The sequence below is a fragment of the Leptotrichia sp. oral taxon 218 genome, from assembly GCF_018128225.1.
Lineage (GTDB): Bacteria > Fusobacteriota > Fusobacteriia > Fusobacteriales > Leptotrichiaceae > Leptotrichia.
In genome coordinates this window covers 1,828,162-1,854,628 of sequence record NZ_CP072377.1, presented here as the reverse complement: position 1 = coordinate 1,854,628, position 26,467 = coordinate 1,828,162, and the positions used below count along the sequence as shown (strand labels likewise).

Below are 26,467 nucleotides of genomic sequence, written 5' to 3'. Positions count from 1 at the left end.
AATAAAAAAACAGGGCAGGGACTGTCCGAAGAGCTTGGTAAATATATTTGGCTAGCAAAAGCAGATACTTCCCAAGAAGCTCCCGCTTCTAAAAGCGGGAGTAGTTCACTATACAATTGTTTTTAGGAAAATAATATTGATTTGAAATGTAAATTTAGTATTAAATGAAAAATTATGATTAAAAGGATGGATAAATTATGGAAAAATTACATGTTGGATTGGGAAAAAATTCTTATGATATTATGATTGGGGAAAATTTTTTTGAGGAATTTCCAAAATATATTGGAGAAGTTTATACTGGGAAAAAATTGTTTGTAATTACAGACTCGAATGTTCATGAGATTTATGAAGAAAAGTATAAAGAAATGTTTAAAGGATTTAATTATAGTATATTTGTGCTACAAGCTGGAGAAAAACATAAGCATATTGGGATAATGCCTTCGATTTATTCGGCTATGGTGAATGAAGGGCTTACGAGAAAGGATATGGTTGTTGCATTTGGTGGCGGAGTTGTTGGAGATATTGCTGGATTTGCAGCGGCTAGTTATATGCGTGGGATTGGGTTTATTCAAATTCCTACAACAATAGTTTCGCAAGTTGACAGCAGTGTTGGAGGAAAAGTTGGAGTTGATTTGCCTGAGGGGAAAAATCTTGTTGGGGCATTTCATCAGCCAAAACTTGTTTTAATTGATAATTATTTTTTAAATACATTAACTGATAGATATTTTTACGATGGATTTGGGGAAATTGTGAAATATGGATGTATTTATGATAAGAATTTTTTTGATAGACTTGTGGAAATTGTGGAAAAAGTTGGGGTTTCGCAAGATGATGAAAATTATATACAAAAATTGCGTGAACATTTGATGAAGTATGTGAATGAGCTTGTTTATCGTTCTTGTGAGATAAAGAAGGAAGTTGTGGAAAAAGATGAGAAGGAAAGCAACTTGAGAATGATATTGAATTTTGGGCATACGATTGGTCATGCGATTGAGCAGTTTACAAATTATGAAAAATATTCGCACGGAGAGGCGATTTCTGCTGGGATGGTGGATATTACGAAAATTGGAGAGAAAAAAGGATTTACTAAAGAAGGGGAAGCTGTGAAGATTGCGAAATTGCTTAAAGCATTGAATTTGCCAACTGAAATTGAGTATCCAAAAGATGAGATTGCTAAGATTATGAAAAGGGATAAGAAAAGTACGAATGACGGGATTAATTTTGTAATTTTGAAGGAAATTGGGGAAGTTGAGATTATGAAGATTGGGGCGGAAGAGATTTTTGAGTAAGCATTTGCAAGTGTGGAAATAGAAATGTGTGATTATATTGGAAAATTGAAAAGGTTAGGCGGTGTCTGATAAAGTTATTAAAATCTTGAATTGGAAAAGAATAAAATGGAGGAATAAGATGGATAATAAAATTATTAAAGATGAAATTTTTGGAGAAATAAAAAATTTTGAAACTGAAGTTGAGTGGCTTGGGAGAAAAATAAGTGTGAGTTTTGATGGTGGAATTGGGCATAATTGGAGTGAAGAGAAAAAAGTAGAAGAAGTTAAAGGAGCAATTGAACAATTTAAAATTATGTATCTTAATCAAAAAGAATGGGATGAGAGAATAAGGGATAGAATTGTGGAAGATTTGCGTTGGTTAGCAGAAGATTGGTTTTCTTCAGTAGATGAGGAAGATGTGGATGAAATGATAGAAATACTTGAAAAAAATTCAAATTCTAAATTTACGGAAAAAGAAAAGGAAGAGTTAAAAGAACAAAAAGTTTCAAAAGAAGTTTTTAAAAATGGGATTTATCTTGAAGGGTTGCATATAACTTCTGATGGAGATTTTACGGTGTACTATTATGATGATGAAGTATTTTTTGCAGGGCATGGGATTGAATTAATGGGGAATATTAACGGGGAATTTAGAGGTGAAGCGGATATTGTAGGATAAATTTTTAGTTTTGAGTGTTGAAAGAGAATTTTGATAAGGATAAGATTTTGAATAAAGGTTTTGGTTTAAAGGGTTTCTTTTAGACTTAAAATGAAGAGGAAAAAAACAATGTAAAAGGAGAAAAATTTATGAAAATAAAAATAAAACCAAGTACATTAAATGGAAAAATAGAAATACCACCGTCAAAAAGTTATTCGCATAGAGCGGTGATTGCAGCGGCATTAGCCGAAAGTGAGAAGAAGTCGATGATTGATAATTTAAAGTTTTCTGTGGATATTACTACAACAACGGATATTATGGAAAATTGGGGAGCGAAAATTAAAAGATTTGAAAGTGCTCTTGAGATTGTTGGGAATGATGGGAAAGTTGTTCCGAAGGATAAGTATGTGCAATGTAATGAGTCGGGGTCTACGATTAGATTTTTGATTCCTGTTGGGATTACGAGCGAGAATGAATTGATTTTTGATGGGAAAGGGAAATTGGTGGATAGACCGCTGGATTCGTATTATAAAATTTTTGAGGAGCAAGGGTTGAAGTATGAGACGACTGTTGGGAAATTGCCACTTACAGTTAATGGAAAATTGAAGGCTGGGAATTATGAGATTGACGGAAATATTAGTTCGCAGTTTATTACTGGGCTTTTGTATGCTTTGCCACTTCTTGATGGGGATTCTAAGCTGATTATTAATAAAAATTTGGAGTCGAAGGGGTACATTGATTTGACGCTGGAAATTTTGCAGTTAGCTGGGATTGAGATAAAAAATAATGATTATAAATCGTTTGAGATAAAAGGTAATCAGAGTTATAAGCCTTTTGATTATACTGTTGAAGGTGATTATTCGCAAGTGGCATTTTGGATTGTCGCGGGGATAATTTCGGCGAATCGTGATAATGAAGTGAAATGTTTGCATGTGAATAAAAATTCGTTGCAAGGAGATAGGGAAATTATTGAGATTGTTACTAGAATGGGTGCAAATCTTGAGATTTTTGATGATTATGTGATTGTGAAGCCATCTAAAACAAAAGGAACTGTGATTGATATTTCTCAATGTCCTGATATTGCACCGATTTTGACTGTGCTTGCTGCATTGAGTGAAGGGGAGACTCGGATTATTAATGGAGAAAGACTTAGAATTAAGGAGTCAGATAGAATTACTTCAATAAAAACTGAGCTTAATAAACTTGGTGCGAATGTGGCTGAGAAAGGGGATAGCTTGATTACTCAAGGTGTACAAGGATTTACTGGTGGAGTTACGGTGAGTGCTTGGAATGACCATAGAATTGCGATGTCTCTAGCAGTTGCGTCATCTCGATGTGAAAAAGAGATTGTTTTGGAAGAAGCTGAAAGTGTCAGAAAATCTTATCCGCATTTCTGGGATGATTTTGTAAAAATGGGTGGAGAGATTGAAGTTATTGAGAAGTAAAAAATTACAAATTAATTAAGAAAATCTTTTATTTTTTATATAAAGTTTGTTTATACAAATAATATTGAATAAATGAAAGAAAGAAGGAAGGAAAGTTTATGAAATTAGATTGTAAAAAGAAAATATATTTTGGAATGATGGCTTTATTTTTGACAGGAATGGCATTTAGTACAGTTTCTTTTGCAAAAACTGTGAATAAAAGTAAAATTATAAAATCGGTTTCGGCTGATAATGCGATTGTTGATGTCAAATCTTATGGTTTTGTTGATTTAGAAGGTGCTAAAACTTCGGCAATTATTGTTGAGTATAATCAGAATATTAAAGCTGATTCTGTAAATAAAAATGATTATGAAATTACAGATTATGCGATTTACAGCGAGAAAAAAGATGGTTTTGAGAAGACTGTGGAAATTGATAGGGATAATACAAAAGGGAATGAAGGGCAAATCACAAAAGTTTATGTTAACGATAAGCCAGAAATTTCTAAAAATGGTGGTACTAAAGAAGGAAAATATGTAATTATTGAAGTGAATACAGATTATATGCTTACTGGACAAAATTTATCCTATACAAGTACAATGATGGCTGGTGTGAAACAAATTGGAGAAGTTGTTGGTAAGAATGGAAAAATTGCTGCTGGAACGAGGGAAATTTCAAATTATACTTTGGAAGATAAAACGCAAACTAGACCAACAGGTGAAACAGTTAAGCAAACTGTTATTAAAGCAGATAAAAATAAAATTATTTTGCCAGAGTTTGACAAAAATAGTGGATGGAAAATAAATTATATTGGAAATGGAGGATTTAAAGCAACTAAGGCATATAGTGAATATACTGGAAAATATGAGGATTTTGAAATGCCTTATGCAATTTATGTTCCAAATAAAGAAGTTTTAGAAAAAAATAAAGGAAATATCTCGGTTGTACTTCATATGGAACACGCAGGGGCAAATGACATTGATCCAATGGCTTCGCTTACTTCTACAAAAGCAGCTGCAAAAATGGCGAGTAAAGAACTTCAAGAGAAAAATCCAGCAATAATCATTGTTCCACAAGTTGAAGAAAGTCGTCGTTCTACAAATGATGTTGTTTCTTCAAGTGAAGCAAATACAGCAATTTGGGAACTTCTGGATTCTGTTTTGAAGGAATATAAAGGATATATTAATGAAAGCCGTATTTATGGAACTGGTCAATCTATGGGAGGAATGCTTCTTTTAGATATGGCAGCACAAAGAGATAATTTTTTTGCAGGAGTAGCAATTTTAGGATCTCAATGGTCTAATAATTATAATAAAGATTTTCAAAATAATGGTGCAGCAGCTCGTTCGCCACAAAATGATCTGATTAGTTTTAATGGATTTGGACTTGATAAAAAGAATTATCAGAATTGGTATTATATGATTTCTGATGATAATATATTGGTTCATACGGCTGCAGATGATTTGATGGCAACAAGTTTGTGGAAAACAATTCAGGAATATTTTAAGGCTACAGGAGTTGAAATTTCACACAACGAATGGGATCCTTATCTTTCTGTTGAAGAGCAAAATAAAATTGATAAAAAAATGACAACTCATGATAATACAAAACCAGGTACAGGAATAAACTGGGGAGAATTTAGTAGAGGTTCTCATATGTCGACTTGGAAATATGGATATCAAATAGATTATCCATTTGAATGGTTATTTGAACAAAGACGTGAAACTGCTCAAGCTCGTGGAAAAGTGGAACAACTAAAAAATAAATGGATTGGTCGTGATAAAAATGGAAATATTAAAAAGGGTTCAGGAACTGCTGGATTGAACACGGCTCAATATACACCTAATGGAAAAAATGATACCTATATAGAAGATTGGAAACCTTATGTTATTGTAAGTAAATTGATAAGTGATATTCCAAATGCAGAAAAAATAGTATTGAATAATAGAACTGGTGAAAAATACACGAAAAAATCATATTTAGAAATGGTTCATAAATTGTATAATTTACTTTCAAAAGAGGACAAAAAGAAAGTTACAAATTATGATGAATTGGTAAAAGCAGAAAAATAGAATTTTAAATTTAAAAAAGAGAAGGAGCTAGAAAATGGGAGCAAATTTTGGAAAAAATTATAGAATTTCATTGTTTGGAGAATCGCATGGAACGGCATTGGGAGTGAATATTGACGGAGTTCCAGCGGGAACTGAACTAGATTTAGAATTTATCTCGCAGGAAATGAAAAGAAGAGCACCTGGAAGATCAAAATTGACAACGCCTAGAGTGGAAAAAGATGAATTTGAGATTTTGAGTGGATTTTTTGATGGAAGAACGACTGGAACGCCACTTGCGATGATTGTTAGAAATAGGGATCAGAGATCAAAGGATTATAGTGAACTTAGAAGAAAACCAAGACCAGGACATGCTGATTGGAGTGGATTTAATCGATATGATGGGTTTAATGATATTCGTGGAAGTGGGCATTTTTCAGGGAGAATAACGACTTCGATTGTATTTGCTGGTGCGATTGCGAAACAGATTTTGAAAAGTCAAGGAATTTTGATTGGAGCTCATATAAAATCACTTTATGATATTGAAGAAAGAGATTTTGTGGAAAGTGATATTACTCAAGAGAATATTGATAAATTACATGGAATGATTTTGCCGACTTTGGAAGATGGAATAGCTCAAAAGATGGAAAATGCGATAATGAAAGCTAGAGAAGAAGAAAATTCTTTGGGTGGAATTGTGGAAGTGATGATTACAGGGGTGAAACCTGGGATTGGAGATCCGTTTTTTGAATCGATTGAGAGTGAAATTTCAAGAATGATTTTTTCTGTTCCAGCTGTGAAAGGTATTGAATTTGGAGCAGGATTTGGAATTGCTAAGATGACTGGATATGAAGCGAATGACGAGATGTATTTTGATGAAAATGGAAATATAAAATCGTATACGAATAATAATGGAGGAATTGTTGGAGGAATTTCGACTGGGATGCCGATTAGCTTTAAAGTTGCGATAAAACCAACGCCTTCGATTTCAAAGGCACAAAAAACAGTGAATTTAGAAACAAAAAAATCAGATATTTTGGAAGTGAAAGGTCGACATGATCCAGTGATTGTGCCAAGAGCAATTGTTGTATTGGAATGTGCGACTGCGATTGTGATTTTGGATAGATTTTTGGAAGCTAAGAAATATAGATTGTAAAATTAAGAATAGTTTAATTAAAGTTGTAGATTATAGTGGGAGTTTTTGACTCCTATTTTTTTAAAAATATAAAAAAAAGAAAATAAGGAGAATAAAATTATGAAAAAAAATTTAAGTGTAGTTATTTTATTTGCTGCTCTAATTACTGGCATACTTGGAAATGGTGCGCCAAAAAATAAAAGAAAAATAAATGTTAAAAGAGTTGAAATTAGAGAGGAAAATGAAAAAATTATGAATTTAAAAAATTATAACGGAATAAAAAAAATCAGTATTTTTGTAAAAGGTTTTGAGAGTGGGCCTACTGTGAGTAAAATTATTATGAAAATGGATGATTATCGAATTACAGGGCTTGATAAAAATGACTGGAAAGTTAAGACGAATGGAGTTGAGAGAAAGGTAACTAATGTGTATGTTTCGGATAATAAAGGAGAAAAAGCCTTTGATACTGGGATTGTTACGCTTGAATTGGAAAATGTATTTAATCAGAAAACTTTGAAATATGAAGGTTCTCCATTTTCTTATAACATGAAGAAATTTTTTAATGAATGGGCGAAAGAATATGTTGTAGAAATTGATGGAAAAGTTACTGTTGATGGGAAAGATTATTCAGTTAATAAAAAGGAGGATGTAATTAATAATCGAGTTTCGACTGATACGGAATTGTTCACTTATAGAAATTCTTTTAGTGGAAATTACAAAAATCCGATTACGAAAAAAGTGGAAAATTTGAAATTGGAAATGGCGGCTTATGAGCCAGAAATTTTGAAAAAAGGAGATAAAAAACCATTAATTATTTGGCTTCATGGACAAGGTGAAGGTGGAACAGATCCTGATATTGATATTTTGGGTACAGAAACTTCGGCACTTGCGAAAGAAGAAATTCAAAAATATTTTACTACGAAAGGAACTGATACAAAAGGAGCTTTTGTATTGGCTGTTCAATCGCCTACTTATTGGATGGACGAAGGTGACGGGACAAATGGTAACGGAAGTGGAGTTTCACGATATACGCAAATTTTAATGGATACAATTAAAGAATATGTGAAACATAATCCATCTGTTGATACAGAAAGAATTTATCTTGCTGGAGATTCAAATGGTGGATATATGACAGTAAACATGATAATCACTTATCCAGACTATTTTGCAGCAGCTGTACCAATTTGTGAGGCATATGCTTACCATGAGTATGCTAGAAATGCAGACGGAACTTACAAAGCAAAAGATATTGAAGTTTCTGCAGGTGGAGAAAATAGTGCAGCTTCAAAATTTGAGGAAACTAAAAAATTATGGGTAACAAAAGAAAAAATTCAAAAAATGAAAAAAACACCAGTTTGGTTTATTGCAGCGGCAGATGATGGAATTGTTACACCGCAGAAATTCTCGCTTCCAACATATAGAGATTTATTGAAGGCTGGAGCTGACAATGCTTGGTACTCATATTATGAAAATGTGATTGGAACAGATGAACCCAATTCTAGATTTCCAGGACATTTTTCATGGATATATTTTTTGAATAATCAAGTAGAAGGTGTACAAAATCGAGATAAAATAAGAAATTCTAAAGATGAGACAACTTTTGGGTTTGAACCGAGTAATGTTGGGAAAGGTGGAAGTGAAAAGGCTAAGTTGAAAGGGAAAACATTTGAAAATGTGTTTGAGTGGATGAATTTTCAGAAGAAAAGCAAAATAAAAATAGATAAAAATTTTTAGTGACTTTTTTAGATTTATATTATTATTAATTATGCCAGAAGACTCGCAACTTTAATTGTGAGATGAATGGCATATTTTTTGTTAAAAAAAATAATTAAAGAATATATATATATTGTAAAATATGTTATTTTAGAAAAATAATTTAGTATATCATTTTTACTATGTTTTTTATATATTTTTTATTGCGTTTGATTGTGAAATACACTTATTTTATAAAAAAATAAAAATTTAAAAAAAAGTGTTGACAACAAATAAAATATATGATATAATAATTGAGTAGTTAAGGATTTTGAAAAAAATCAAAATTGGATTATGCCTTGGTGGCGAAATCGGTAGACGCACAGGACTTAAAATCCTGTGGAATATTATTCCGTGCCGGTTCAAGTCCGGCCCGAGGCACCACAATCATATTTATGCGGGAGTAGCTCAGTTGGTAGAGCGTCAGCCTTCCAAGCTGAATGTCGCGAGTTCGACCCTCGTCTCCCGCTCCAAAATATGAGCCATTAGCTCAGTCGGTAGAGCACTTGACTTTTAATCAAGGTGTCACTGGTTCGATCCCAGTATGGCTCACCATTTTTACCATATGTGCCTGTAGCTCAGTTGGATAGAGCAACGGCCTTCTAAGCCGTGGGCCAGGAGTTCGAATCTCTTCAGGCACGCCATATGGATCCATAGCTCAGCTGGTTAGAGCACTCGGCTCATAACCGAGCGGTCGCTGGTTCAAGTCCAGCTGGATCCACCATTTAAATTTTATGCGGCCTTCGTCTAGTGGTTAGGACTCCAGGTTTTCATCCTGGCAACAGGGGTTCGACTCCCCTAGGCCGTACCATTTTTTTTAAAAACCATATTAATTGTGGTATTTTTTTGAAGTAATTACGATATAAATTTTTAAGTTGTGGGTGGATGTCCGAACGGCTAAGGGACCGGTCTTGAAAACCGGCGAAATCGCAAGATGTCTGGGTTCGAATCCCAGTTCACCCGCCATATGCCCAGATAGCTCAGTCGGTAGAGCAAGGGACTGAAAATCCCTGTGTCCGTGGTTCGATTCCGCGTCTGGGCACCATTAAATTCACTAACTTATATTTAAAGTATGATGTTTTAAAAAGACATCTTTTTTTTTATTTGTTGAAAAAAAAAGGGAAATACGATATAATAAAAAAGGGTTAAAAAATTGAGGGGATTGTAATGGAAGAAATTTTAAAAAAAGATGAAGAAAAAGAAAAAGGACATCGTAAGCGGTTGAGAGAAAAATTTTTGACTGTTGGAACTAAAGGGCTTCAGGATTATGAAATTTTGGAATTGCTCTTGACTTATACAATTGTGCGAAAAAATTGCAGGGGGATTGCTAAAGAATTGCTTTTGAAATATGGAGATTTGTATTCTATTTTGAAGCAATCTAGTGAAGAATTGCAAAAAAATAAAAATATGACGGAAAGAGCTGTTGTTTTTTTGAAATTGATATTTGAAGTAATTGAAAATGGATTGTATAAAAAAATTTATAACAAAAGAATTGAAATATCCAGTAATATTAAATTATTAAACTATTTGAGTTGTTCTCTTTTGAAACGAGATATTGAAGTTTTTAAAGTTTTGTTTTTAAACAGTCAAAATGAATTGTTGAAAGAAGAAGAGTTATTTTTTGGGACTTTGGATAGAAGTACAGTTTATATTAGGGAATTAATAAAAAAGATATTGAATTATAATGCTAAGTCAATAATTATTGTGCATAACCATCCATCTGGATCGTTAAAGCCATCAGATTCAGATATTTTTTTGACAAGAAAGATAAAAGAACTTTTTGACAAGATAGAAATACAGCTTTTGGATCATTTGATAATTAGTGAGCGGGGATATTTCAGTTTTTTAGAAGGTGGAATATTGTGAAAATAATAAATATAAAATTTAGGAAAACTAAAAAAGTTTATCCGTTTATAATTAATGAAGTGGAAAATTATAAAAAGGGAGATTATGTCTTGGTTGATACCATTCGTGGAGAGCAGATTGGGATTGTTTTGGACGCTGTGTTGAATCAGGAAAAGATTTTGGAGGAAAAAGAAGAACTAAAAATGCGTGAAGTTAAGCGAAAATTGAATGAAAGTGAAATAAATAAACTTACGGAGCTTGATAAAAAGGCAGACGAAGCTTATTTTATATGTAAAAAAATTGTAAAAAGATTTCTTCCTGAAATGAATCTTGTAATTGGCGAGTATACTTTTGATGAAAATAAGCTAATTTTTTATTTTACGGCGGAAAAAAGACTTGATTTTAGGGAATTGGTAAAAGAAGTGAACAGAACTTTTAAAAAGAGAGTGGAGTTTTATCAAATTAAAGTAAATGATGAAGGTCGTATTTTATCAGCATTTGGAAAATATGGAAGAGAGATTTATTGGTAAAATTTACTCAAATCTATTTAAAATTAAATTATTAAAAATTATATAAATTTAGAAGTTGAGTAAAATAGTCATAGTTTTTGAGTTCGATTTTAAAGCAGTTTTACTATAAAATAAAAAATTAAAAAAGATAAAAATTAGAAAATATCTAAAATTTATCTTTTTTTGTTTTTATGTTAAGAAAAAATTGTTTTTTATAAATTTAATTTTTATGTATTTTTATTTTTCATAAAAATTTTAATTATTTATTATTAATTTTCCATGTATTTTTTTATAATATTTTGTGCTTTCTTGCAAATTTCGTCATAACTGCCAGATGGTTTAAATTTTTCTAGCACCGCAACTTCAATTTTTTTCGGTCTTGGAAATTTCATATATCTTGAATATGCGTTAAATGCACCTTTTATACCTAGGCACTGAATATCTACATCCATTTCTTTAGCTATGATCGCAAATACTTTTTTAAACTCAGCAACTTTTCCATCTTTTGACCTAGCACCTTCAGGGAAAATAAGCACACTTTTACCGCTTTTTAAATGTCCAACAATTTCTTCCACACTTTTTCTTATATTTTTGTTTATATCAACTAAAATAACATTTCCGTGACTTACAAGAAGTTTCATAAATCCTTTTTTAAAATACCAGTCAATTGCTAAAAATAAAGTGTTATTTAATATTTTTCGTGGAAGCAGAGTTCCTAATACAACTGGATCAACAAAACTTTGATGGTTTGAGACAAAAATTTGAGGTTCTGCCGTAAGATTTTTTTTATTTATTTTTTTTGTCCTAAAATACAAATCAACTATTGGTTGAAGTGGTTTTAAAATTTTTGTAACCCAACGATTTTTATTGTCAACAATCGGTTTAGTTTCATCAATTATCTTTTTCCAGTCAACTTCATTATCTTCAATTTTTGTAGCTTTTTGGTTGATATATTCAGAAAGCAAAAGTAAATTAGGCATTTTAGAAAACTCATCTTCATCTAGTCTAATTCCAAAGTTACTTTCAATATATGCAAAAAATTCGACGATGTCAAGCGAATCCATTCCAATTTCAAGTTCCAGATTTTCTTGTGGCTGTGGAGCAATTCCTTTATTCTTTTTGACATATTCTTTTAAAATTCTGTAAATTTCGTTATCTGGCTCGATTACTTTTTCTTTTTTATCTGTTTCACCTTTTTCGTATAAGTCAGGCAACATAAATCTTCTTGTTTTTCCAACTCGAGTTTTTGGCAATTCATTTTCAAAAAGTTTATAATCCAGTATTTTTTCATAGTTATGAGCTTTTAAGTTGTAGTCTTCTACAATATTTTTTATGTAAGTTTTTGTGTTTGTAATATTTCTTTTTCTAAATTCCAATAAATCGGGAACAATTATTGCCGCAAGTTTATTTTTATGATTAAAAATTCCGATTTCCTTTATAAGTCCGTCACTTTTTTTTAGAACTCTATCTTCTAGGGTTTCAGGATCAATATTTTTACCATTCGATAAAACAATCATCGTATTTCGTCTTCCCCGAATTGTGACAAATCCTTCGTTGTCAATTGTCGCTAAATCCCCTGTTTTAAACCATCCATCTTCAGTAATCACTTCTTTTGTTTTTTCCGGCTTATTATAATAACCTTTCATCACAATTGGTCCTTTTACCATAAGCTCTTCATTTTCAATCTTTACTTCGACATTAAAAAGTTTTTTCCCAACAGTTCCAATTTTTCTCTCTTTTTTAGAATTTACTGCAATAACTGGCGAAGTTTCAGTAAGTCCGTAACCCTCCAGAGCATAAATTCCCAGAGTTTCGTAAAATCTTGAAATTTCAGGATCCATTTTTGCTCCACCAACGACGATAAAATCCAAATGTCCTCCAAATTTTTTGTGAACTTTTGCGAATACTTTTCGTTTTAATTTTATAGAATTTGAGTTTTTCATAATTTTGTAAATAGTTCTTGTTAAAAATTTTGCATTAATTTGCTCCATAACTCCATCATAAAATAATTTAAACACTCTTGGAACCCCAATTAGCGCTGTAACTCTATTTTTTTCAAGAGCTTCGAAAATCTCTTTACTTGCAATTTTTTCCACAAAAACGATAGAAGTCTGATATTTTAACATCAAAAGCACAGTCGCTGTAAGTGGCAAAATGTGATGAAATGGAAGTAGTGCCAAAATTTGGTCACGGTAGTCAAAAATTCCTTTTTCATAAATTCCTTCCATTTCAGAATTTAAGTTGTCAAATGAGAGCATAACTCCTTTAGGATTTCCAGTCGTTCCAGAAGTGTAGAGCATTGCAGCAGTTTCATCTCCAGTTGGATTGTTTAGCTCAAAATCTAAATTTTTTATAAAATTTAATTTTTCTTCATCAATTTTAACTTTATCAACATTAATTATTTTTATTTTATCTTTAAATTCATATTGATTAACAGCATCAATTATATTTTTTTGAGTCTCATCAGAACACAAAATAATATCAGGATTTGCGTCATTTAACACATACAAAATTTCTTGAGGGTTGCTATTCGCATCAAGTGCAATTCCTGCCGAATTTTTATCCCAAATAGCCATAAATCCGTAAATCCACTCAGGACGATTTTCCATAATTATAAGTCCAAATCTGTCTTTTTCTAAATTTACTACATATTCTGAAAAATATTTAATATTATTTATAAGCTCGGTATAATTTATATGTCTATTTTTAAAATCGACTAAAGCAAGTCTATCCGTTCTTTGTAAAAACATATATTTTCCTCCTCTTTTTAGATAAAAAAATTATATCATATTTTGAATTGTTACGCTATTTTTTTCTATATTTGTAATTTTATTGTTGCAGTAAAAATATTCAAAATAAAATAGAGCAATTTTATTTTGTAATAAAATTGCTCATTAAACTATTTATAATTCTACTGTTGTTATTTATTATTTTAATTCAGGATGTTTCTTAAAATATTCTTCTCTTACTTTTTTGTAATTAGTAGGTGGTTTTCGATTGGGGTCAGGATATTTTGCTAAATCGAGAAAACTAAACCTTCTCATATTCATAGCATCTTTTTTTGTAGATTTTGTTCTAGTTGATGTTGTATTTCTTTTTGTGTTTTTAGAACTTTTATTTGCTGAAAATGAAAATAAAGATATTACAAGTGTTAATAATAGTATAATTTTTTTCATATATTTTTCCTTCTTTCTTTTTTTATTTTTTTTTATTTTTTTATTTTTTTTGTTTATTATTTTAATTTAATAAAGTATATCCTTGTGAACTCATCGCAGCTTGAACTTCTCCAGCGTTATTATATTTTTCTGAAGAAAAAGAGTTAGATTTTATTTCTTCATAAGAAGTAATGTTGTTATTTTTATCTAAAACTATGTTCCCAATTTCAACTGGTTCAAAAGATTCAGTATTGCCAAGGAATCCAGCAAATGTGTTTTGAATGAAGTATTTAATTGATAAATTTCCATTTTCATCTTGTTTGTAATAAATTCCTGATAAATTAGGATTATCAGAAGGATTATCATCTTTTTGCAATTCAATTTTTCTCTGTGCAAGTTTTGTAATATAATTTTTCAAATCTTTTACTTGATTAGCATTTTTAGCATATTCAAGAAGTCCATTGATTTTTATTTTAAATTTACTGTTTTGAGGACGAATCTTTAATTTTTTTGCTGCATCTTTATTATAAGAAACTTCAACATCAATTGTATCTCCATTTTGTATTCCTTCAGTTTTGGAAAAATTAAATGTAATTCCTCCTTCTTTTGCAAACTCTTCCTCTTTTTTAGGTTTTTCTGTATTGCCATTTGCAGTTTCTAGCGGAAATTCAGGATTTTGATAATTTGTTATTTTCCCGCTTCCAGAAGCTCCATCGATTCTAACTGTATAATATTTATTAAAGTCAAAATTTTGCAAAAATATGAAATTTGCGCAAATATAGTATAATGCAATAATTCCAACTATAGCTATTCCAATAGCTGTATATTTTTTCTTTTTTTCAGGATCTATTGCATTTATTTTTTCAGCTCCGTTATTCCATTCTGATTTTATATCTTCAATTTCTATATTTTTTCCTCTAAAAATAACAAAATAATTAGTTATTACCGAACCTAATGAAGTTATGAAAGTCAATGCTAAAGAAAATTTTATTAAACCAAAATTTGGTGCTGAGCCTGTAGCTGCTCCAAACATACCTGATAAAGAAGTTAATGCTTTTATAAGTCCATGCACTGCATACATTTCTAAAAGTCCAAATATTATAAATCCACCAATAAAATAATAATTTAGATTTTTTAATTTTTCTATTTTATTTTCTTTTTTTGCCTTTAGATAAATCAAAACAGCAGCCACAATTACAGCAATTACTATTAAATTTAAAATCCCTTGCATTGTTTTAGCTGTTGAAAAGAAATCCATCCCTTTTCCCAGTAAATTTGCACCACTACTAAACAAATTATCTAAAGATCCTGAACTAGCTTCTGAAGCAGCTTTTTTTGCATTAAGGTATAAACTTAAACCTTTTATTCCAGTATAAAGAAGTATAACTGAAGCGGCTGCAGTCAGCCAGAATACTATTTTCAAAAAAAGTTTATTATTTTCATTATCTTTTTGTAGAATATTATCTAAGAATCCTGATTGTGAAATATTTCCAGAATTATTATTTGCATTTGAATTTTGATTATTTGTTTTATTTTCTGTATTATTATTATTATCCATTTTTCCTCCTATTTTTTACATAAACAAAATAATTTTATATTTTTTAGTATAAATCTAAAATAATTTATATAGATTATTGTTCATATTCTCTTATTATAAGAACAAATTTTTTCTCTTCTGGATTTAAAATTTCATCTGTGTTGTATCTTCCGTTATACCAACTTTTTTTAGAAAAATAATCAGCATATTCACGACTTTTTGTGAATATATATCCCTTTTTTGCAAATAGTGTATTTCTTATATATCCCAATTTTTGTTTTGAAAAAGTTTTTAGTATGTCTTTGTTGTTTTTATGCATAACCTCATCGTAAACTCTGTCCAATGTCGCCAAATCATCGTCATTTTGATTAGACTGCGCTGATGGAGTAATTGGATTAGGATTAGTTGTATTTGCTGAATTTGTTGCATTTGGAGCAGGAGCGGCAGGCTGTCCTGATTGTCCTGGAACTGGAGTTGCAGCAGCAGGAGTGGCACTTTCTCCAGTATCTGACATTATTCTTCTAAATAAAGTCATTCCATTTTCAAGTACCATATTAATTTCACTTAATTTTCTAATTCCAGACAATGTTTCGATTTTTTGTTTTTTAGAATCAAGTTTATATTGTGTTTCAGTAACTTCTCCAGTTGATTTGTCAAAGCTATAGTAAATTTTATAAATTCCGCCATTTTCTCCAATTACTCCGCTTACATATTTTTGATAATCTTCTTCTTTTACTTCCAAATCCTTCAAAGTTTTTCCATCTTTTTTAATTTCTCCATCCAAAGTTACAAAATCCATTGAATACGAGTTTTTATCATATTTTGTAGCAACTTTTACAATTTTTCGGTTATCAATAGAAGCAGGATCATCAGAATAATCTACGACAGTTGTGACATTATTTTCAGTCTGAGTAAGCTGCATAAGTTTTCCTTCCTCATAAACTTGCACTTTCTTTGTTCCAGTCAATTTATAATTTATTTCAGTTTCCCCTTGCAATTTTCCGTTGCTTACAAAGAAATATCCGCTTTTTTGTGGAAGATCAAATGTAATTTTTCCTGTAAAAATTGCTCCTTTATAATAGATAAAATCGTTGTCAACCCTAAAATCAGTTGAATTTAATGCAACCGTAGCTCCTTGTGGATTTTGCGGCTTTGTATAAGTAGCTGATTGATATCTAGTATCTTTTGCATTATTATCTTTATTTTGGTTTGAACAAGATACCATAAATGCTAAAATAAGAATTGTGATTGATAATTTTTTCATATTTAAATATTTCCTTTCTTTAGCTGTTTTTGGACTGCTCATATTTATAATTTTTGTTTGACAATCCTGAATTTTCTTTTCAAAATTCTATCAAAGTTATTTAATTTCATCAGTAAATGGCAATTTTTTATAATCTGCCGCTTCAAAACCAAAATAGTTTTTTACAGTTTTCTCAAAAAATCCAACATTTTCAAAGCCAAGGTCAGATGATTTTGAGTAACCTGTTCCACGCATTTCTACAGTATAATTTTTTTCAAAATTTAATTTTGTACCCGCATTAAAGTATGTTTTATGATTAGCTTTCAATTTTTTATTAAAAAATTTATACGGCGCTACATTATCGCTTCTTCCCCAAGTATATCCAAGAGCCACATCGTTATATTCTTTGCCGTTAATGTTACAAACTTTATAAAATCTAAAAAATTCTCCCGCTCCAGAACCGTGGTCTCCACCAATAGATGTAATTCCTGTGCAATAGCTTCCTTTTTTTGTTACGATTGTTTGTCCGAACGCAAAACTTCCTAGTAATAATCCAACTAATAATAAATTTTTCATTATTTTCACTTCCTTTTTTTTTAATTTTTATAAATTTTAATTTTCTTGTTTTGGCTTTAAAATTTTAAATTTTTTTAAATCACAATCTCCTGCTATTTTTTCAAAAAAAATTGTAGTGTTATTCTCATATATTTTAAATTCCATTATGGGATAAACATATAGATCATAATTTGTCTGATTGCTGCAAAACCAAAATGTTCCCTTTTCAGGATCGGTAAAGAATACTCCTGTTTCACCTTTTTCTGACCAGCTGAAATTATTTTCCTTTGGTATTGGCAATTTTTCCATTCTTCGTTTCAGCTCTCTTCTTATCAATGAACCTTCTAAATTAAAACCTTTAAAAATGTAAAGAATAATGGCAGACCAAATTATAAGACCAATTATTACATCACTTGTTTCTTTTTCTAAAAAAATAACAAAAAATAATGCTCTTATAACAAAAATTGCAATAAAAACATATTTTATCAGATAGCAAAGTTTTATATAATTATATTCTTTAGATTTCATATTAATCTCCTTCTTTATTAATTTTATAATATTTTTATAATTTTAAAAGTTGAAATTTTTATAAAATACACGATAATACCAAATATTTAATAAATTAAAAAAATTTTTTTATTTTTTATTGTTTTAACGAGATATTATTTCTTCAAGTAGAGCTTTATTTTTTCGAAGTATTGCTGCTGCTTTTAAATAATTAATAACTGAAAGTAATGTATAAATTGGTCCAAATAAAAGTGCTACTACTAATCTTATTAACAGTAGCTGTCCAAATCCTTCAAGAGTAATTGCCACATAAGGACTTCGTGCCCTAAATGCATAATATAATCCTATTGGAATGCTTCCAAACCACATAGCCATAAGTAATGCTCCTTCAAAACTTTTTTCAACATTCATAAAAAATACTACAGCGGCTGTAATTATACTTACAATGTATATCATTCTCATTTTTGATAAGTTTTTTTCATGATAGGCAATAAGATTACTAAAACAGTCTGGACAATATGCTTCATCTTTTCGAGTTATCGAACAATCACTACAAATTGCTTTACCACAATTTTTACATATTGCGTGAGCATCTTTATCGTGATGATAAAAACATTTCATAATATTTCCTCCTAATAATACTTATTTATTTAATATTATCATGTATTTTATAAAAAATTTCAACTTTTAATATTTTTAATTTTGAAATTTTTTAGATAAATAATATTCCAAATTGGCATCTAAATATTCTTTAGCTGCATTAATTTTCTGCATTTCAACGGTTGTATCTTTTCCTGGATTTCTATCTGGATGATATTCTTTTGCTTTTGTTCTATGTGCTTTTTTGATATTTTGAAGTGAAAGTTGTGAATTTGTCTCCAATCCAAGTATTTTTAAATTTTCTTCAAATTTTTCGATTATATCTTCTGTGGAATATTGAGCTCCATATCCTTGTTGCTTTTGCTGCTCTTGTCTTGCATGCTCATATTTTTCGTATTCTTTTTGGAACCATTCGCTGTACCAATTTTCATATTCTTGATGTATTTTTTCATCATCTTTATCTTCTTCAAAAAATTTTCCAAACATTTCTGGCAGTTTAAAACTTAATGTATCTAAAGAAAATGCAACTCCCAGCAAAATAGCTACTATAACCAAAAAATTCCAAAAGAAGCTCCAATTATGAGCAAAAAAACTTATAAGAGCTGTTATTGCAAGAGGAATCAAAAGAAGAAATCCTAGAATTCCACTAGTTACAGTTACAAAAATTAAGACTGAATTTATCGTAAACTGAATAATTCTGACTATTTGTTTATTCATATTTCCTACCTTTCTCAAAAATTATAATATTTAATATTACAGTGTAATTCTATAATTTATAAAAATAAATTTTTTCATATTTTTCTCTTCGTAATATTAAAATTTTAGACATATTTTTAATATTATACTTTATTTTTTATTGTTTTATATTATAAAAATATTATTTTTTTATATTTAATTAAAAAATTATAAAAATAAAATTTTTTTATTTTATAAATTTCAAATAAAAAATTGCTTTTTTTCCATAACTGTGGTAATCTTTTGATATGAAAAATAAATAATTTAAATAAATTAATTAACTAAACGAAAGGAAGTAAAAAGATGAACTTTAATGACTACAAATATGAACATATTGAAGTGGAAAAAATAAAAGCTGAATTTTCTGAAAATATTAAAAATTTTGAAAATTCTAAAAATGTGGAAGAACAATGTGAATATTTTGACAAAATTATAAAACTTAGAAATTATTTGGATACGATGCAGACACTTGTGTCAATTAGACATAGCATTGATACAACTGATGAATTTTACGATAAGGAAAACGAATATATGGACGAAATTAGTCCAATTTTATTTAGTTTTACAAATGATTTTTATAAAGCGCTTGTAAATTCTAAATTTAAAAAAGAGTTAACCCAAAAATACGGGAAATTTTTATTTGAAAAAGCTGAAAATACACTAAAAACATTTTCTAGCGAAGTCATCCCAGATTTTCAGGAAGAAAATAGACTTACAAGTAAATATGAAAAACTTATCGCAAGTGCAAAAATTGAGTTTGACGGAAAAGAGCTAAATTTATCACAAATGGTGCCTTACACTCAGTCAAAAGACAGAAATGTGAGAATTGAAGCGGCTAAAAAAGTTGCTAATTTTTTTTCTGAAAATAAAGAAGAATTTGACAACATTTACGACTCGCTTGTAAAAGTTAGAGATAAGATGGCAAAAAAATTGGGTTACAAAAATTATGTGGAATTTGGCTACAAAAGATTATCTCGACTTGAATATGACGCAAAAATGGTCGCTGGATATAGAAAACAAGTGTTAGAAAACATTGTGCCAATTCATACAGAACTTAGAAAAAGACAGGAAAAAAGATTGGGTGTAGAAAAATTGAGATTTTATGACGAAGCGATAAAATTTAATTCTGGAAATGCCGATCCGCATGGTTCACCTGAATGGATTTTAAATAATGGAAAAACAATGTATAAAGAATTATCTAAAGAAACTGACGAATTTTTTACATTTATGACTGAAAATAATTTACTTGACTTGCTTTCAAAAAAGGAAAGATGAGCGGTGGATACTGCACTTACATTCCAGATTACAAATCACCATTTATTTTTGCAAATTTCAATGCGACTTCGCACGATGTCGATGTTTTGACACATGAAGCTGGACACGCTTTTCAAGTTTATCAAAGTCGTGGCTATGAAGTTCCAGAATATTTGTGGCCAACTTACGAAGCTTGTGAAATTCATTCGATGAGCATGGAATTTTTGACTTGGCCGTGGATGAATTTGTTTTTTGAAGAAGATACTGAAAAATATAAGTTTAATCATTTATCAGAAGCGCTTTTGTTCATTCCATATGGAGTAACTGTGGACGAATTTCAGCACTGGGTTTACGAAAATCCAGAAGTTTCGCCGCAAGAAAGAAGAGAAAAATGGCTTGAAATTGAAAAAAAATATCTTCCAACAAGAGATTATGGTGAAATCGAAGAACTAAAAGAAGGAATTTTCTGGTTTAGACAAGGACATATTTTTTCATCCCCATTTTACTATATAGATTACACTTTAGCGCAAGTTTGCGCATTCCAGTTTTGGATTAAAGCCAATGAAAATAGAGAAAAGGCTTGGAGTGAATATTTAAATTTATGTAAATTAGGAGGAAGCAAACCGTTTTTTGAATTAATGAAGTCGGCAAATTTGAAAAATCCATTTGAAAAAGGTGTATTATCTGAAGTTGTTCCAAAGATAAAAGAATATTTAGACAGCGTTGATGATATGAAATTATAAATTATAAATAAAATATATTAAATTATAAAAAAAATATATGATTAAATAAATTTTTTTACTTGCATTTACAAATGTTTAGTGGTATACTAATTGTAGATACAAATATGAGAGAAAAAATATAATAAATTATGGAGGAAAATATATGATATACGAAAATATTATTGATTTAATTGGAAATACACCAGTTGTAAAATTAAATTTTTTAAAAGGTGACGATGTTGCTGATATTTATGTAAAATTGGAAAAATATAATATTGGGGGAAGTGTAAAAGATAGAGCGGCTCTTGGAATGATTGAAGCTGCAGAAAAATCTGGAGAATTAAAACCAGGTGGAACAATTGTAGAACCAACATCAGGAAATACAGGAATTGCATTAGCAATGATAGGAAAAGCAAAAGGATACAAAGTTATAATTATTATGCCAGATTCAATGAGTATTGAAAGAAGAAGTATTTTAGCTGCTTATGGAGCTGAATTAATTTTAACTGAAGGTGCAAAAGGAATGAAAGGTGCAATTGCAAAAGCTGAAGAACTTGCAAAAGAAAATGGATACTTCTTGCCACAACAATTTAAAAATCCTGCTAACCCTGCAAAACACTATGAAACAACAGCAAAAGAAATTTTAGATGATTTTCCTGTACTAGACGCTTATATTTCAGGAGTTGGAACAGCTGGGACTCTTGTTGGAGTTGGAAAAAGATTAAAAGAAGAAAGACCAGATACAAAAATATATGCTGTAGAACCTTCTTCATCAGCTGTATTATCAGGAGAACAACCTGGAAAACATTTGCAACAAGGACTTGGAGCTGGATTCGTTCCTGGTAACTATGACAGCAGCGTAGTTGATGAAATTGTAAAAGTAACAAATGAGGAAGCTATAGAATTTTCTACAAGAGCTGCAAAAGAAAATGGATTATTCGTTGGAATTTCTTCAGGAAGTGCAATAGCTGCAGCTTACAAAGTAGCTAAAAAATTAGGAAAAGGTAAAAAAGTACTAGCTATATTACCAGATGGCGGAGAAAAATATTTGTCAGTTGAAGCATTTAGAAACAGTTTATAATAAAAAAAGGGAGTATATTTTTGCTCCCTTAATTTACAAAATATATAAATATGAAAATAATTCAAGTATTAATAAATTATTTACTTGAAATTTTTTTATAAATTTTATTAAATTTAAGCATATGTAACAGTAAAAAAATAAAAAATAAAAAAATTAAAAAGGAGGAGTTTGCCATTTTTAAACAATTAAAAGAAGAATTTGACAATATCGCTCAAAAAGATCCAGCGGCCAGACATAAATTAGAAATTTTATTATATCCGTCGCTACATGCGGTAATAAATCACAAAATAGCGCATTTTTTTCAAAAGAAAAAACTTTTTTTCTTGGCTAGACTTTTTTCTCAAATTTCAAGATTTTTTACTGGAATAGAAATTCATCCAGGAGCAACTTTAGGAAAACGAATTTTCTTTGACCACGGAATGGGAATTGTAGTTGGAGAAACTGCTGAAATTGGCGATGATTGTGTAATTTATCACGGTGTGACTTTAGGTGGAGTGACGACCGAGAAAGGAAAAAGACATCCTACATTAAAAAATAATGTGACAGTTGGTGCGGGAGCTAAAATTTTGGGAAATATAACGGTCGGAAATAATGTAAAAATAGGTGCAAATTCCGTTGTTTTAAAAGATGTTCCCGACAATGCCGTAGCTGTTGGAATTCCCGCAAGAATTATTCAAAAAGCTGAAGAAGACTTTTTTATGTGGCATATTTAATTTGAAAAAGTAAGTTTTGAAGATGGAGAATATTGAAAGAAAGGTTCGATATTCTCTATATTTTTGAACTTTAAATCAAATAATAAAAAAATTTTTTTCAATTAAAATAAAAAAAAGTGTTGACAAAATTATTTTTTTTTGATATACTTACATAGTCGTAAAAGTTATGACTTGTTGGGCTGTCGCCAAGCGGTAAGGCACTAGACTTTGACTCTAGCATGCAATGGTTCGAATCCATTCAGCCCAGCCATTTTTAAAAATTTAAAATAGTTATTTATATAAAACTGTCTAAAAAGACAGTTTTTTTTATTTTAAATTTTATAATTTATAAAAAAAATAAAATATTGAAAAAAAATAGTAAATTTGATATAATTATTTAACAAAAAGAATAAAAATTAAAAATAGCGCCAGACCTTTTTAAAAAAGGAGACGAGGAAAAAGAGTTATCGAAAATTCGGCGGATGCTCTTTGGGTTATCACAACCTGAATAATATACAAAAGTTATAAGAAATTATAAAACAAAAATATTATAGTGATTATTCTTTTTGAATTTTATATTTGTAAAGGAGAACGCTATGTGTGGAATAGTAGGTTACATCGGTTCACAAAATGCTCAAGATTTTGTAATTGATGGATTAGAGAAATTGGAATACAGGGGATATGATTCAGCTGGAATTGCTGTAAATACTGGAAAGTCAAAATTTGACATTGTAAAAAAAGTTGGAAGATTAAAAAATTTGGAAAATGCTTTAAAAGAGAATCCTTTGAAAGGTAATATTGGAATTGGGCATACAAGATGGGCAACTCATGGAAAACCATCTGATGTAAATTCTCATCCGCATTTTAATAAAGATAAGACTTTAGTTGTAGTTCACAATGGAATTATTGAAAATTACTTGGAATTAAAAAAGATTTGATTTCAAAAGGATATGAATTTATTTCTGAAACTGATACGGAAGTTGTGGCTCATTTGCTAGATAGCCTTTATGAAGGTGATTTGCTGGAAGCCGTAAAAAAAATGTTAAAAATTATTAAAGGTGCGTATGCACTAGGAATGATGTCAATTTCAGAGCCAGATAGAATTATTGCTGCAAGAAAGGAAAGTCCATTAATTTTGGGACTTGGAAAAGGGGAAAACTTTATCGCTTCTGATATTCCAGCAATTTTAAAATATACAAGAGATATATATTTAATTGAAAATAATGAAATTGTAGAAATAAAAAAAGATTCTGTTAAAATAATGGATACTGAAGGAAATGAAGTAAAAAGAGATGTAACTCATGTTGAGTGGGATTTGGAAGCTGCTTCAAAAGGCGGTTACGAATATTTCATGGAAAAAGAAATTTATGAGCAGCCAAAAGTTTTGATGGAAACTTTGAACAGCAGAATTGATGAAAATAAAAAAATTAATTTTGAAGACGCTGGACTTACAAAAGAATATTTAGAAGGTGTAAGCAATGTATATATAGTAGCTTGTGGAACTGCATATCACGCAGGATTGGTTGGAAAATACATAATTGAGAAAAAAACTAGAATAAAAGTGGATGTCGAATTAGCTTCAGAATTCAGATATAGAAATCCAGTTATTGATGAAAATACGCTAATTATTGTATTGAGTCAATCTGGAGAAACTTTGGACACTTTGGAAGCTATGAAAGAAGGTAAAAGAAAAGGTGCTAAAGTTGTGGCAATAACTAATGTTGTCGGTTCTTCAATTGCAAGAGAAGCGGATCATGTAATTTACACTTGGGCAGGTCCTGAAATAGCCGTTGCTTCAACTAAGGCTTACAGCACTCAAATGATGATTTTGTACTTATTAGCAATTGATATGGCTTATAAATTTAATAAAATTACAAAAGAGCAATATGAACATGATATAGATTCACTTTATAATCTTAAAGAAAAAGTTGAAAAAGTGTTGGAACATTCAGAAAAAGTTGAAAAAGTAGCTGCAAAAATATTGAATCAACAAAGTATTTTTTATTTGGGAAGAGGATTAGATTATATGATAGCCGTAGAAGGTGCACTAAAATCTAAAGAAATTTCTTACATTCATTCAGAAGCATTTGCTTCGGGAGAATTAAAACATGGAACAATAGCGTTGATTGACGAAGGTGTGCCAGTTGTAATAAATGTTACTCAATCAGATTTATTCGATAAATCAGTTTCAAATATAAAAGAAGTTGTGGCAAGAGGAGCTTATGTAATTGCGGTTGCAAAAGAAGGAAATACATTGGTGGAAGAAGTTGCTGATGAAGTATTTTATATACCAGCAGTTGAAGATGAATATACAGGATTCTTGTCAATTATCATCCATCAGTTGTTAGCATATTATTTATCAAAATTAAAAGGAAATGATGTGGATAAACCAAGAAACTTGGCAAAATCAGTAACTGTAGAATAAATAAAAAAAGAATATTTGATATTTATAAAAAATATAAAAAATAAAAATAATAAAATAAAAGAAAATAGAGGTGTGAAATTATGAAACTTGATGATTTGAAAAAAGGAGCGGAAGACGCTTTAAAGAAAACTGAAGAAGGAGCAAAAAATTTAGCTGATAAGGCTGCTGAAAAAGCAAAGGAAGTTGCAGGAAGCGAAGTTGCTCAGAATATTAAAAAAGGAACAGAAGAAGTTTTTGAAAAAACTGTGGAAGGCGCAAAAGATTTAGCAGAAAAAGCTTCAAATAGTAAAATTGTTCAAGATGTGAAAAAAGGCACTGAGGAAGCAGTAGACAAGACAGTAGAAGGGGCTAAGGGCTTAGCAAATAAAGTTACTGGTGTATTTAAAAAATAGTAATTTTATAAGATTTACATAGAAGAACAAGAGTAATAAAAAATTAAGGGTTATCTTTTTATAAGATAGCCCTTTTATGAACTTAATTTATATAATTATTTTGAAATTTTATACATTTGTCTATAATTTTCTAATTTTTCTTCAAGTTCAGCAACTCCCCATTTTCCATTGTCTTTTTCCAAATAAATTGTAGCTTTTGAAGATGAATATTCTTGTGTTTGTTCCAAAGTTTTTTTCACAGTTTCAAACATTTTTGTTGTTATTTTATCAAAAATTTCATCTTCTGACAGATTCTTCAATTCTTTTTTGCTTATAAAATCTTCGTTTGTCATTAATTCAAATATTTTTTTGTAGCTTCCTGCCACATCTGGCATTTTTATTTTTATATTTAATGTAACTTCCACGACATCATTTTTAACATATCTTATTTTTTCAATTTCAATTTTATTGTTGTTTAACATATAATCAATCATATCACTAGAAAATTTTTCTATCTTTTTTTGATAATTTTTAAGCATCTGATTATTATTTTTAGACGCTTGAAATTGTTGATTCATCATTCGGGAAAGCATTGATTTCGTCCCAATTGATGCTCCTTGTAAAATTAAATTATAGTCTCTTTTAGCTGCAATTTCGATTTCTTTATTATTCTTATTCAGTTCTTGCTGTGATAAAGTGACACCTTTTTTTTGAATAACTTTATAATTGTCTGAAAATAGCTGGATTGACAAAGTTAGTAAGAGAAAAGTTAGTAGCTTTTTCATATAATTAAACACTCCTTTTAATTAAATTAAATTTTGAATCTTTATGTTATTTTAACATATTTTTTTGAACTAGTGAAGATTTTAAAGATAAATTTTTAGTTCGATATTTTTTTATTTGAAAAAAATATTTTTTTTTGATATACTTAAAATGTAAAAAAAATATTTTATA

General features: G+C 29.7%; 22 protein-coding genes, 9 tRNA genes and 1 pseudogene. 23 read left to right on the top strand and 9 right to left on the bottom strand.

Annotation, left to right across the window (positions count from 1 at the left end):
- The first annotated feature begins 197 nt into the window (after positions 1 to 197).
- From aroB to ricT, 16 genes are all read left to right on the top strand, one after another.
- Positions 198 to 1,289: a 3-dehydroquinate synthase gene (gene aroB / locus J5A73_RS08745; RefSeq protein ID WP_211614997.1), complete on the top strand. Its 1,092-nt coding sequence runs from the start codon at positions 198 to 200 to the stop codon at positions 1,287 to 1,289.
- Between the two features lie 118 nt (positions 1,290 to 1,407).
- Entirely contained in the window at positions 1,408 to 1,944 is a 537-nt protein-coding gene (locus tag J5A73_RS08740; protein ID WP_211614994.1) for a DUF2262 domain-containing protein, read from the top strand.
- 128 nt (positions 1,945 to 2,072) lie between these two features.
- Positions 2,073 to 3,368 (top strand): 3-phosphoshikimate 1-carboxyvinyltransferase, encoded by a 1,296-nt coding sequence (aroA, locus tag J5A73_RS08735; RefSeq protein ID WP_211614991.1) that lies wholly within the window; start codon positions 2,073 to 2,075, stop codon positions 3,366 to 3,368.
- Positions 3,369 to 3,466: 98 nt separating this feature from the next.
- Positions 3,467 to 5,419 (top strand): peptidase, encoded by a 1,953-nt coding sequence (locus tag J5A73_RS08730; RefSeq protein ID WP_211614988.1) that lies wholly within the window; start codon positions 3,467 to 3,469, stop codon positions 5,417 to 5,419.
- A gap of 34 nt (positions 5,420 to 5,453) precedes the next feature.
- Entirely contained in the window at positions 5,454 to 6,551 is a 1,098-nt protein-coding gene (gene aroC, locus J5A73_RS08725; RefSeq protein WP_211614985.1) for a chorismate synthase, read from the top strand.
- 99 nt (positions 6,552 to 6,650) lie between these two features.
- On the top strand, positions 6,651 to 8,264 hold the full coding sequence (locus tag J5A73_RS08720; RefSeq protein WP_211614982.1) for a prolyl oligopeptidase family serine peptidase: 1,614 nt from the start codon (positions 6,651 to 6,653) through the stop codon (positions 8,262 to 8,264).
- A gap of 314 nt (positions 8,265 to 8,578) precedes the next feature.
- A tRNA-Leu gene (locus J5A73_RS08715) sits at positions 8,579 to 8,666 on the top strand.
- Positions 8,667 to 8,679: 13 nt separating this feature from the next.
- Positions 8,680 to 8,755 (top strand) — tRNA-Gly (locus J5A73_RS08710).
- A 6-nt stretch (positions 8,756 to 8,761) separates the two neighbouring features.
- Positions 8,762 to 8,837 (top strand) — tRNA-Lys (locus J5A73_RS08705).
- 12 nt (positions 8,838 to 8,849) lie between these two features.
- A tRNA-Arg gene (locus J5A73_RS08700) sits at positions 8,850 to 8,926 on the top strand.
- A gap of 3 nt (positions 8,927 to 8,929) precedes the next feature.
- Positions 8,930 to 9,006 (top strand) — tRNA-Ile (locus J5A73_RS08695).
- 12 nt (positions 9,007 to 9,018) lie between these two features.
- Positions 9,019 to 9,093, top strand: a tRNA-Glu gene (locus J5A73_RS08690).
- 68 nt (positions 9,094 to 9,161) lie between these two features.
- A tRNA-Ser gene (locus tag J5A73_RS08685) sits at positions 9,162 to 9,248 on the top strand.
- 3 nt (positions 9,249 to 9,251) lie between these two features.
- A tRNA-Phe gene (locus J5A73_RS08680) sits at positions 9,252 to 9,327 on the top strand.
- Between the two features lie 122 nt (positions 9,328 to 9,449).
- On the top strand, positions 9,450 to 10,148 hold the full coding sequence (radC, locus tag J5A73_RS08675) for a DNA repair protein RadC (protein ID WP_211614980.1): 699 nt from the start codon (positions 9,450 to 9,452) through the stop codon (positions 10,146 to 10,148).
- The gene (gene ricT / locus J5A73_RS08670) at positions 10,145 to 10,657 is read left to right on the top strand and encodes a PSP1 domain-containing protein (RefSeq protein WP_094079677.1); all 513 of its coding nucleotides are present in this window, start codon (positions 10,145 to 10,147) and stop codon (positions 10,655 to 10,657) included. The genes radC and ricT overlap by 4 nt, the downstream gene beginning before the upstream one ends.
- Positions 10,658 to 10,905: 248 nt before the next feature.
- On the opposite strand, the gene J5A73_RS08665 is transcribed toward ricT, so the two are convergent.
- From J5A73_RS08665 to J5A73_RS08630, 8 genes are all read right to left on the bottom strand, one after another.
- A complete protein-coding gene (locus J5A73_RS08665; RefSeq protein WP_211614977.1) occupies positions 10,906 to 13,386 on the bottom strand; it encodes an AMP-binding protein in 2,481 nt (826 codons plus the stop codon).
- A gap of 177 nt (positions 13,387 to 13,563) precedes the next feature.
- A complete protein-coding gene (locus J5A73_RS08660) occupies positions 13,564 to 13,812 on the bottom strand; it encodes a hypothetical protein (protein WP_211614975.1) in 249 nt (82 codons plus the stop codon).
- A 61-nt stretch (positions 13,813 to 13,873) separates the two neighbouring features.
- The gene (locus J5A73_RS08655; protein WP_211614972.1) at positions 13,874 to 15,349 is read right to left on the bottom strand and encodes a hypothetical protein; all 1,476 of its coding nucleotides are present in this window, start codon (positions 15,347 to 15,349) and stop codon (positions 13,874 to 13,876) included.
- A gap of 73 nt (positions 15,350 to 15,422) precedes the next feature.
- Positions 15,423 to 16,592: a YARHG domain-containing protein gene (locus J5A73_RS08650; RefSeq protein WP_211614970.1), complete on the bottom strand. Its 1,170-nt coding sequence runs from the start codon at positions 16,590 to 16,592 to the stop codon at positions 15,423 to 15,425.
- A 96-nt stretch (positions 16,593 to 16,688) separates the two neighbouring features.
- Positions 16,689 to 17,147 (bottom strand): hypothetical protein, encoded by a 459-nt coding sequence (locus J5A73_RS08645; RefSeq protein ID WP_211614966.1) that lies wholly within the window; start codon positions 17,145 to 17,147, stop codon positions 16,689 to 16,691.
- Positions 17,148 to 17,183: 36 nt separating this feature from the next.
- Positions 17,184 to 17,654, bottom strand: a complete 471-nt coding sequence (locus tag J5A73_RS08640; RefSeq protein ID WP_211614964.1) for a hypothetical protein — start codon at positions 17,652 to 17,654, stop codon at positions 17,184 to 17,186.
- A 123-nt stretch (positions 17,655 to 17,777) separates the two neighbouring features.
- Positions 17,778 to 18,254, bottom strand: coding sequence for a B-box zinc finger protein (locus J5A73_RS08635; RefSeq protein WP_211614962.1), 477 nt, complete (start codon positions 18,252 to 18,254; stop codon positions 17,778 to 17,780).
- A 75-nt stretch (positions 18,255 to 18,329) separates the two neighbouring features.
- The gene (locus tag J5A73_RS08630; RefSeq protein WP_211614959.1) at positions 18,330 to 18,950 is read right to left on the bottom strand and encodes a J domain-containing protein; all 621 of its coding nucleotides are present in this window, start codon (positions 18,948 to 18,950) and stop codon (positions 18,330 to 18,332) included.
- 321 nt (positions 18,951 to 19,271) lie between these two features.
- On the opposite strand from J5A73_RS08630, the gene J5A73_RS10570 reads away from it, so the two are divergent.
- The 7 genes and pseudogenes from J5A73_RS10570 (at position 19,272) to J5A73_RS08600 (ending at position 25,534) form a co-directional block, all read left to right on the top strand.
- Positions 19,272 to 20,243, top strand: a complete 972-nt coding sequence (locus J5A73_RS10570) for a hypothetical protein (protein ID WP_249069239.1) — start codon at positions 19,272 to 19,274, stop codon at positions 20,241 to 20,243.
- On the top strand, positions 20,240 to 20,965 hold the full coding sequence (locus tag J5A73_RS10565; RefSeq protein WP_249069238.1) for a M3 family metallopeptidase: 726 nt from the start codon (positions 20,240 to 20,242) through the stop codon (positions 20,963 to 20,965). Before J5A73_RS10570 ends, J5A73_RS10565 begins: the two co-directional genes overlap by 4 nt.
- A 142-nt stretch (positions 20,966 to 21,107) precedes the next feature.
- Positions 21,108 to 22,025, top strand: coding sequence for a cysteine synthase A (cysK, locus tag J5A73_RS08620; protein ID WP_211614956.1), 918 nt, complete (start codon positions 21,108 to 21,110; stop codon positions 22,023 to 22,025).
- Positions 22,026 to 22,198: 173 nt separating this feature from the next.
- Positions 22,199 to 22,738, top strand: coding sequence for a serine O-acetyltransferase EpsC (gene epsC / locus J5A73_RS08615; protein WP_211617415.1), 540 nt, complete (start codon positions 22,199 to 22,201; stop codon positions 22,736 to 22,738).
- Between the two features lie 175 nt (positions 22,739 to 22,913).
- Positions 22,914 to 22,988: transfer RNA gene (locus tag J5A73_RS08610), tRNA-Gln, on the top strand.
- 325 nt (positions 22,989 to 23,313) lie between these two features.
- Positions 23,314 to 25,142 (top strand): annotated as a pseudogene (gene glmS, locus J5A73_RS08605) (glutamine--fructose-6-phosphate transaminase (isomerizing)).
- Positions 25,143 to 25,222: 80 nt separating this feature from the next.
- Positions 25,223 to 25,534 carry a hypothetical protein gene (locus J5A73_RS08600; protein ID WP_211614953.1) on the top strand — a complete coding sequence of 104 codons (312 nt, stop codon included), beginning with the start codon at positions 25,223 to 25,225 and terminating at the stop codon, positions 25,532 to 25,534.
- A 95-nt stretch (positions 25,535 to 25,629) separates the two neighbouring features.
- On the opposite strand, the gene J5A73_RS08595 is transcribed toward J5A73_RS08600, so the two are convergent.
- A complete protein-coding gene (locus J5A73_RS08595) occupies positions 25,630 to 26,298 on the bottom strand; it encodes a hypothetical protein (RefSeq protein ID WP_211614950.1) in 669 nt (222 codons plus the stop codon).
- Between the last annotated feature and the right edge of the window lie 169 nt (positions 26,299 to 26,467).

Bases quoted from the DNA above. Each gene is read 5' to 3' on its own strand.
- J5A73_RS08640 (WP_211614964.1), bottom strand. From the start codon at position 17,654: ATGAAATCTAAAGAATATAATTATATAAAACTTTGCTATCTGATAAAA.
- J5A73_RS08655 (WP_211614972.1), bottom strand. From the start codon at position 15,349: ATGGATAATAATAATAATACAGAAAATAAAACAAATAATCAAAATTCA.
- J5A73_RS08740 (WP_211614994.1), top strand. From the start codon at position 1,408: ATGGATAATAAAATTATTAAAGATGAAATTTTTGGAGAAATAAAAAAT.
- J5A73_RS08730 (WP_211614988.1), top strand. From the start codon at position 3,467: ATGAAATTAGATTGTAAAAAGAAAATATATTTTGGAATGATGGCTTTA.
- J5A73_RS08595 (WP_211614950.1), bottom strand. From the start codon at position 26,298: ATGAAAAAGCTACTAACTTTTCTCTTACTAACTTTGTCAATCCAGCTA.
- J5A73_RS08600 (WP_211614953.1), top strand. From the start codon at position 25,223: ATGAAACTTGATGATTTGAAAAAAGGAGCGGAAGACGCTTTAAAGAAA.
- J5A73_RS08665 (WP_211614977.1), bottom strand. From the start codon at position 13,386: ATGTTTTTACAAAGAACGGATAGACTTGCTTTAGTCGATTTTAAAAAT.
- aroA (WP_211614991.1), top strand. From the start codon at position 2,073: ATGAAAATAAAAATAAAACCAAGTACATTAAATGGAAAAATAGAAATA.
- aroC (WP_211614985.1), top strand. From the start codon at position 5,454: ATGGGAGCAAATTTTGGAAAAAATTATAGAATTTCATTGTTTGGAGAA.
- radC (WP_211614980.1), top strand. From the start codon at position 9,450: ATGGAAGAAATTTTAAAAAAAGATGAAGAAAAAGAAAAAGGACATCGT.
- aroB (WP_211614997.1), top strand. From the start codon at position 198: ATGGAAAAATTACATGTTGGATTGGGAAAAAATTCTTATGATATTATG.
- J5A73_RS08650 (WP_211614970.1), bottom strand. From the start codon at position 16,592: ATGAAAAAATTATCAATCACAATTCTTATTTTAGCATTTATGGTATCT.
- J5A73_RS08630 (WP_211614959.1), bottom strand. From the start codon at position 18,950: ATGAATAAACAAATAGTCAGAATTATTCAGTTTACGATAAATTCAGTC.
- J5A73_RS08660 (WP_211614975.1), bottom strand. From the start codon at position 13,812: ATGAAAAAAATTATACTATTATTAACACTTGTAATATCTTTATTTTCA.
- J5A73_RS08635 (WP_211614962.1), bottom strand. From the start codon at position 18,254: ATGAAATGTTTTTATCATCACGATAAAGATGCTCACGCAATATGTAAA.
- J5A73_RS10570 (WP_249069239.1), top strand. From the start codon at position 19,272: ATGAACTTTAATGACTACAAATATGAACATATTGAAGTGGAAAAAATA.
- J5A73_RS08645 (WP_211614966.1), bottom strand. From the start codon at position 17,147: ATGAAAAATTTATTATTAGTTGGATTATTACTAGGAAGTTTTGCGTTC.
- J5A73_RS08720 (WP_211614982.1), top strand. From the start codon at position 6,651: ATGAAAAAAAATTTAAGTGTAGTTATTTTATTTGCTGCTCTAATTACT.
- cysK (WP_211614956.1), top strand. From the start codon at position 21,108: ATGATATACGAAAATATTATTGATTTAATTGGAAATACACCAGTTGTA.
- J5A73_RS10565 (WP_249069238.1), top strand. From the start codon at position 20,240: ATGAGCGGTGGATACTGCACTTACATTCCAGATTACAAATCACCATTT.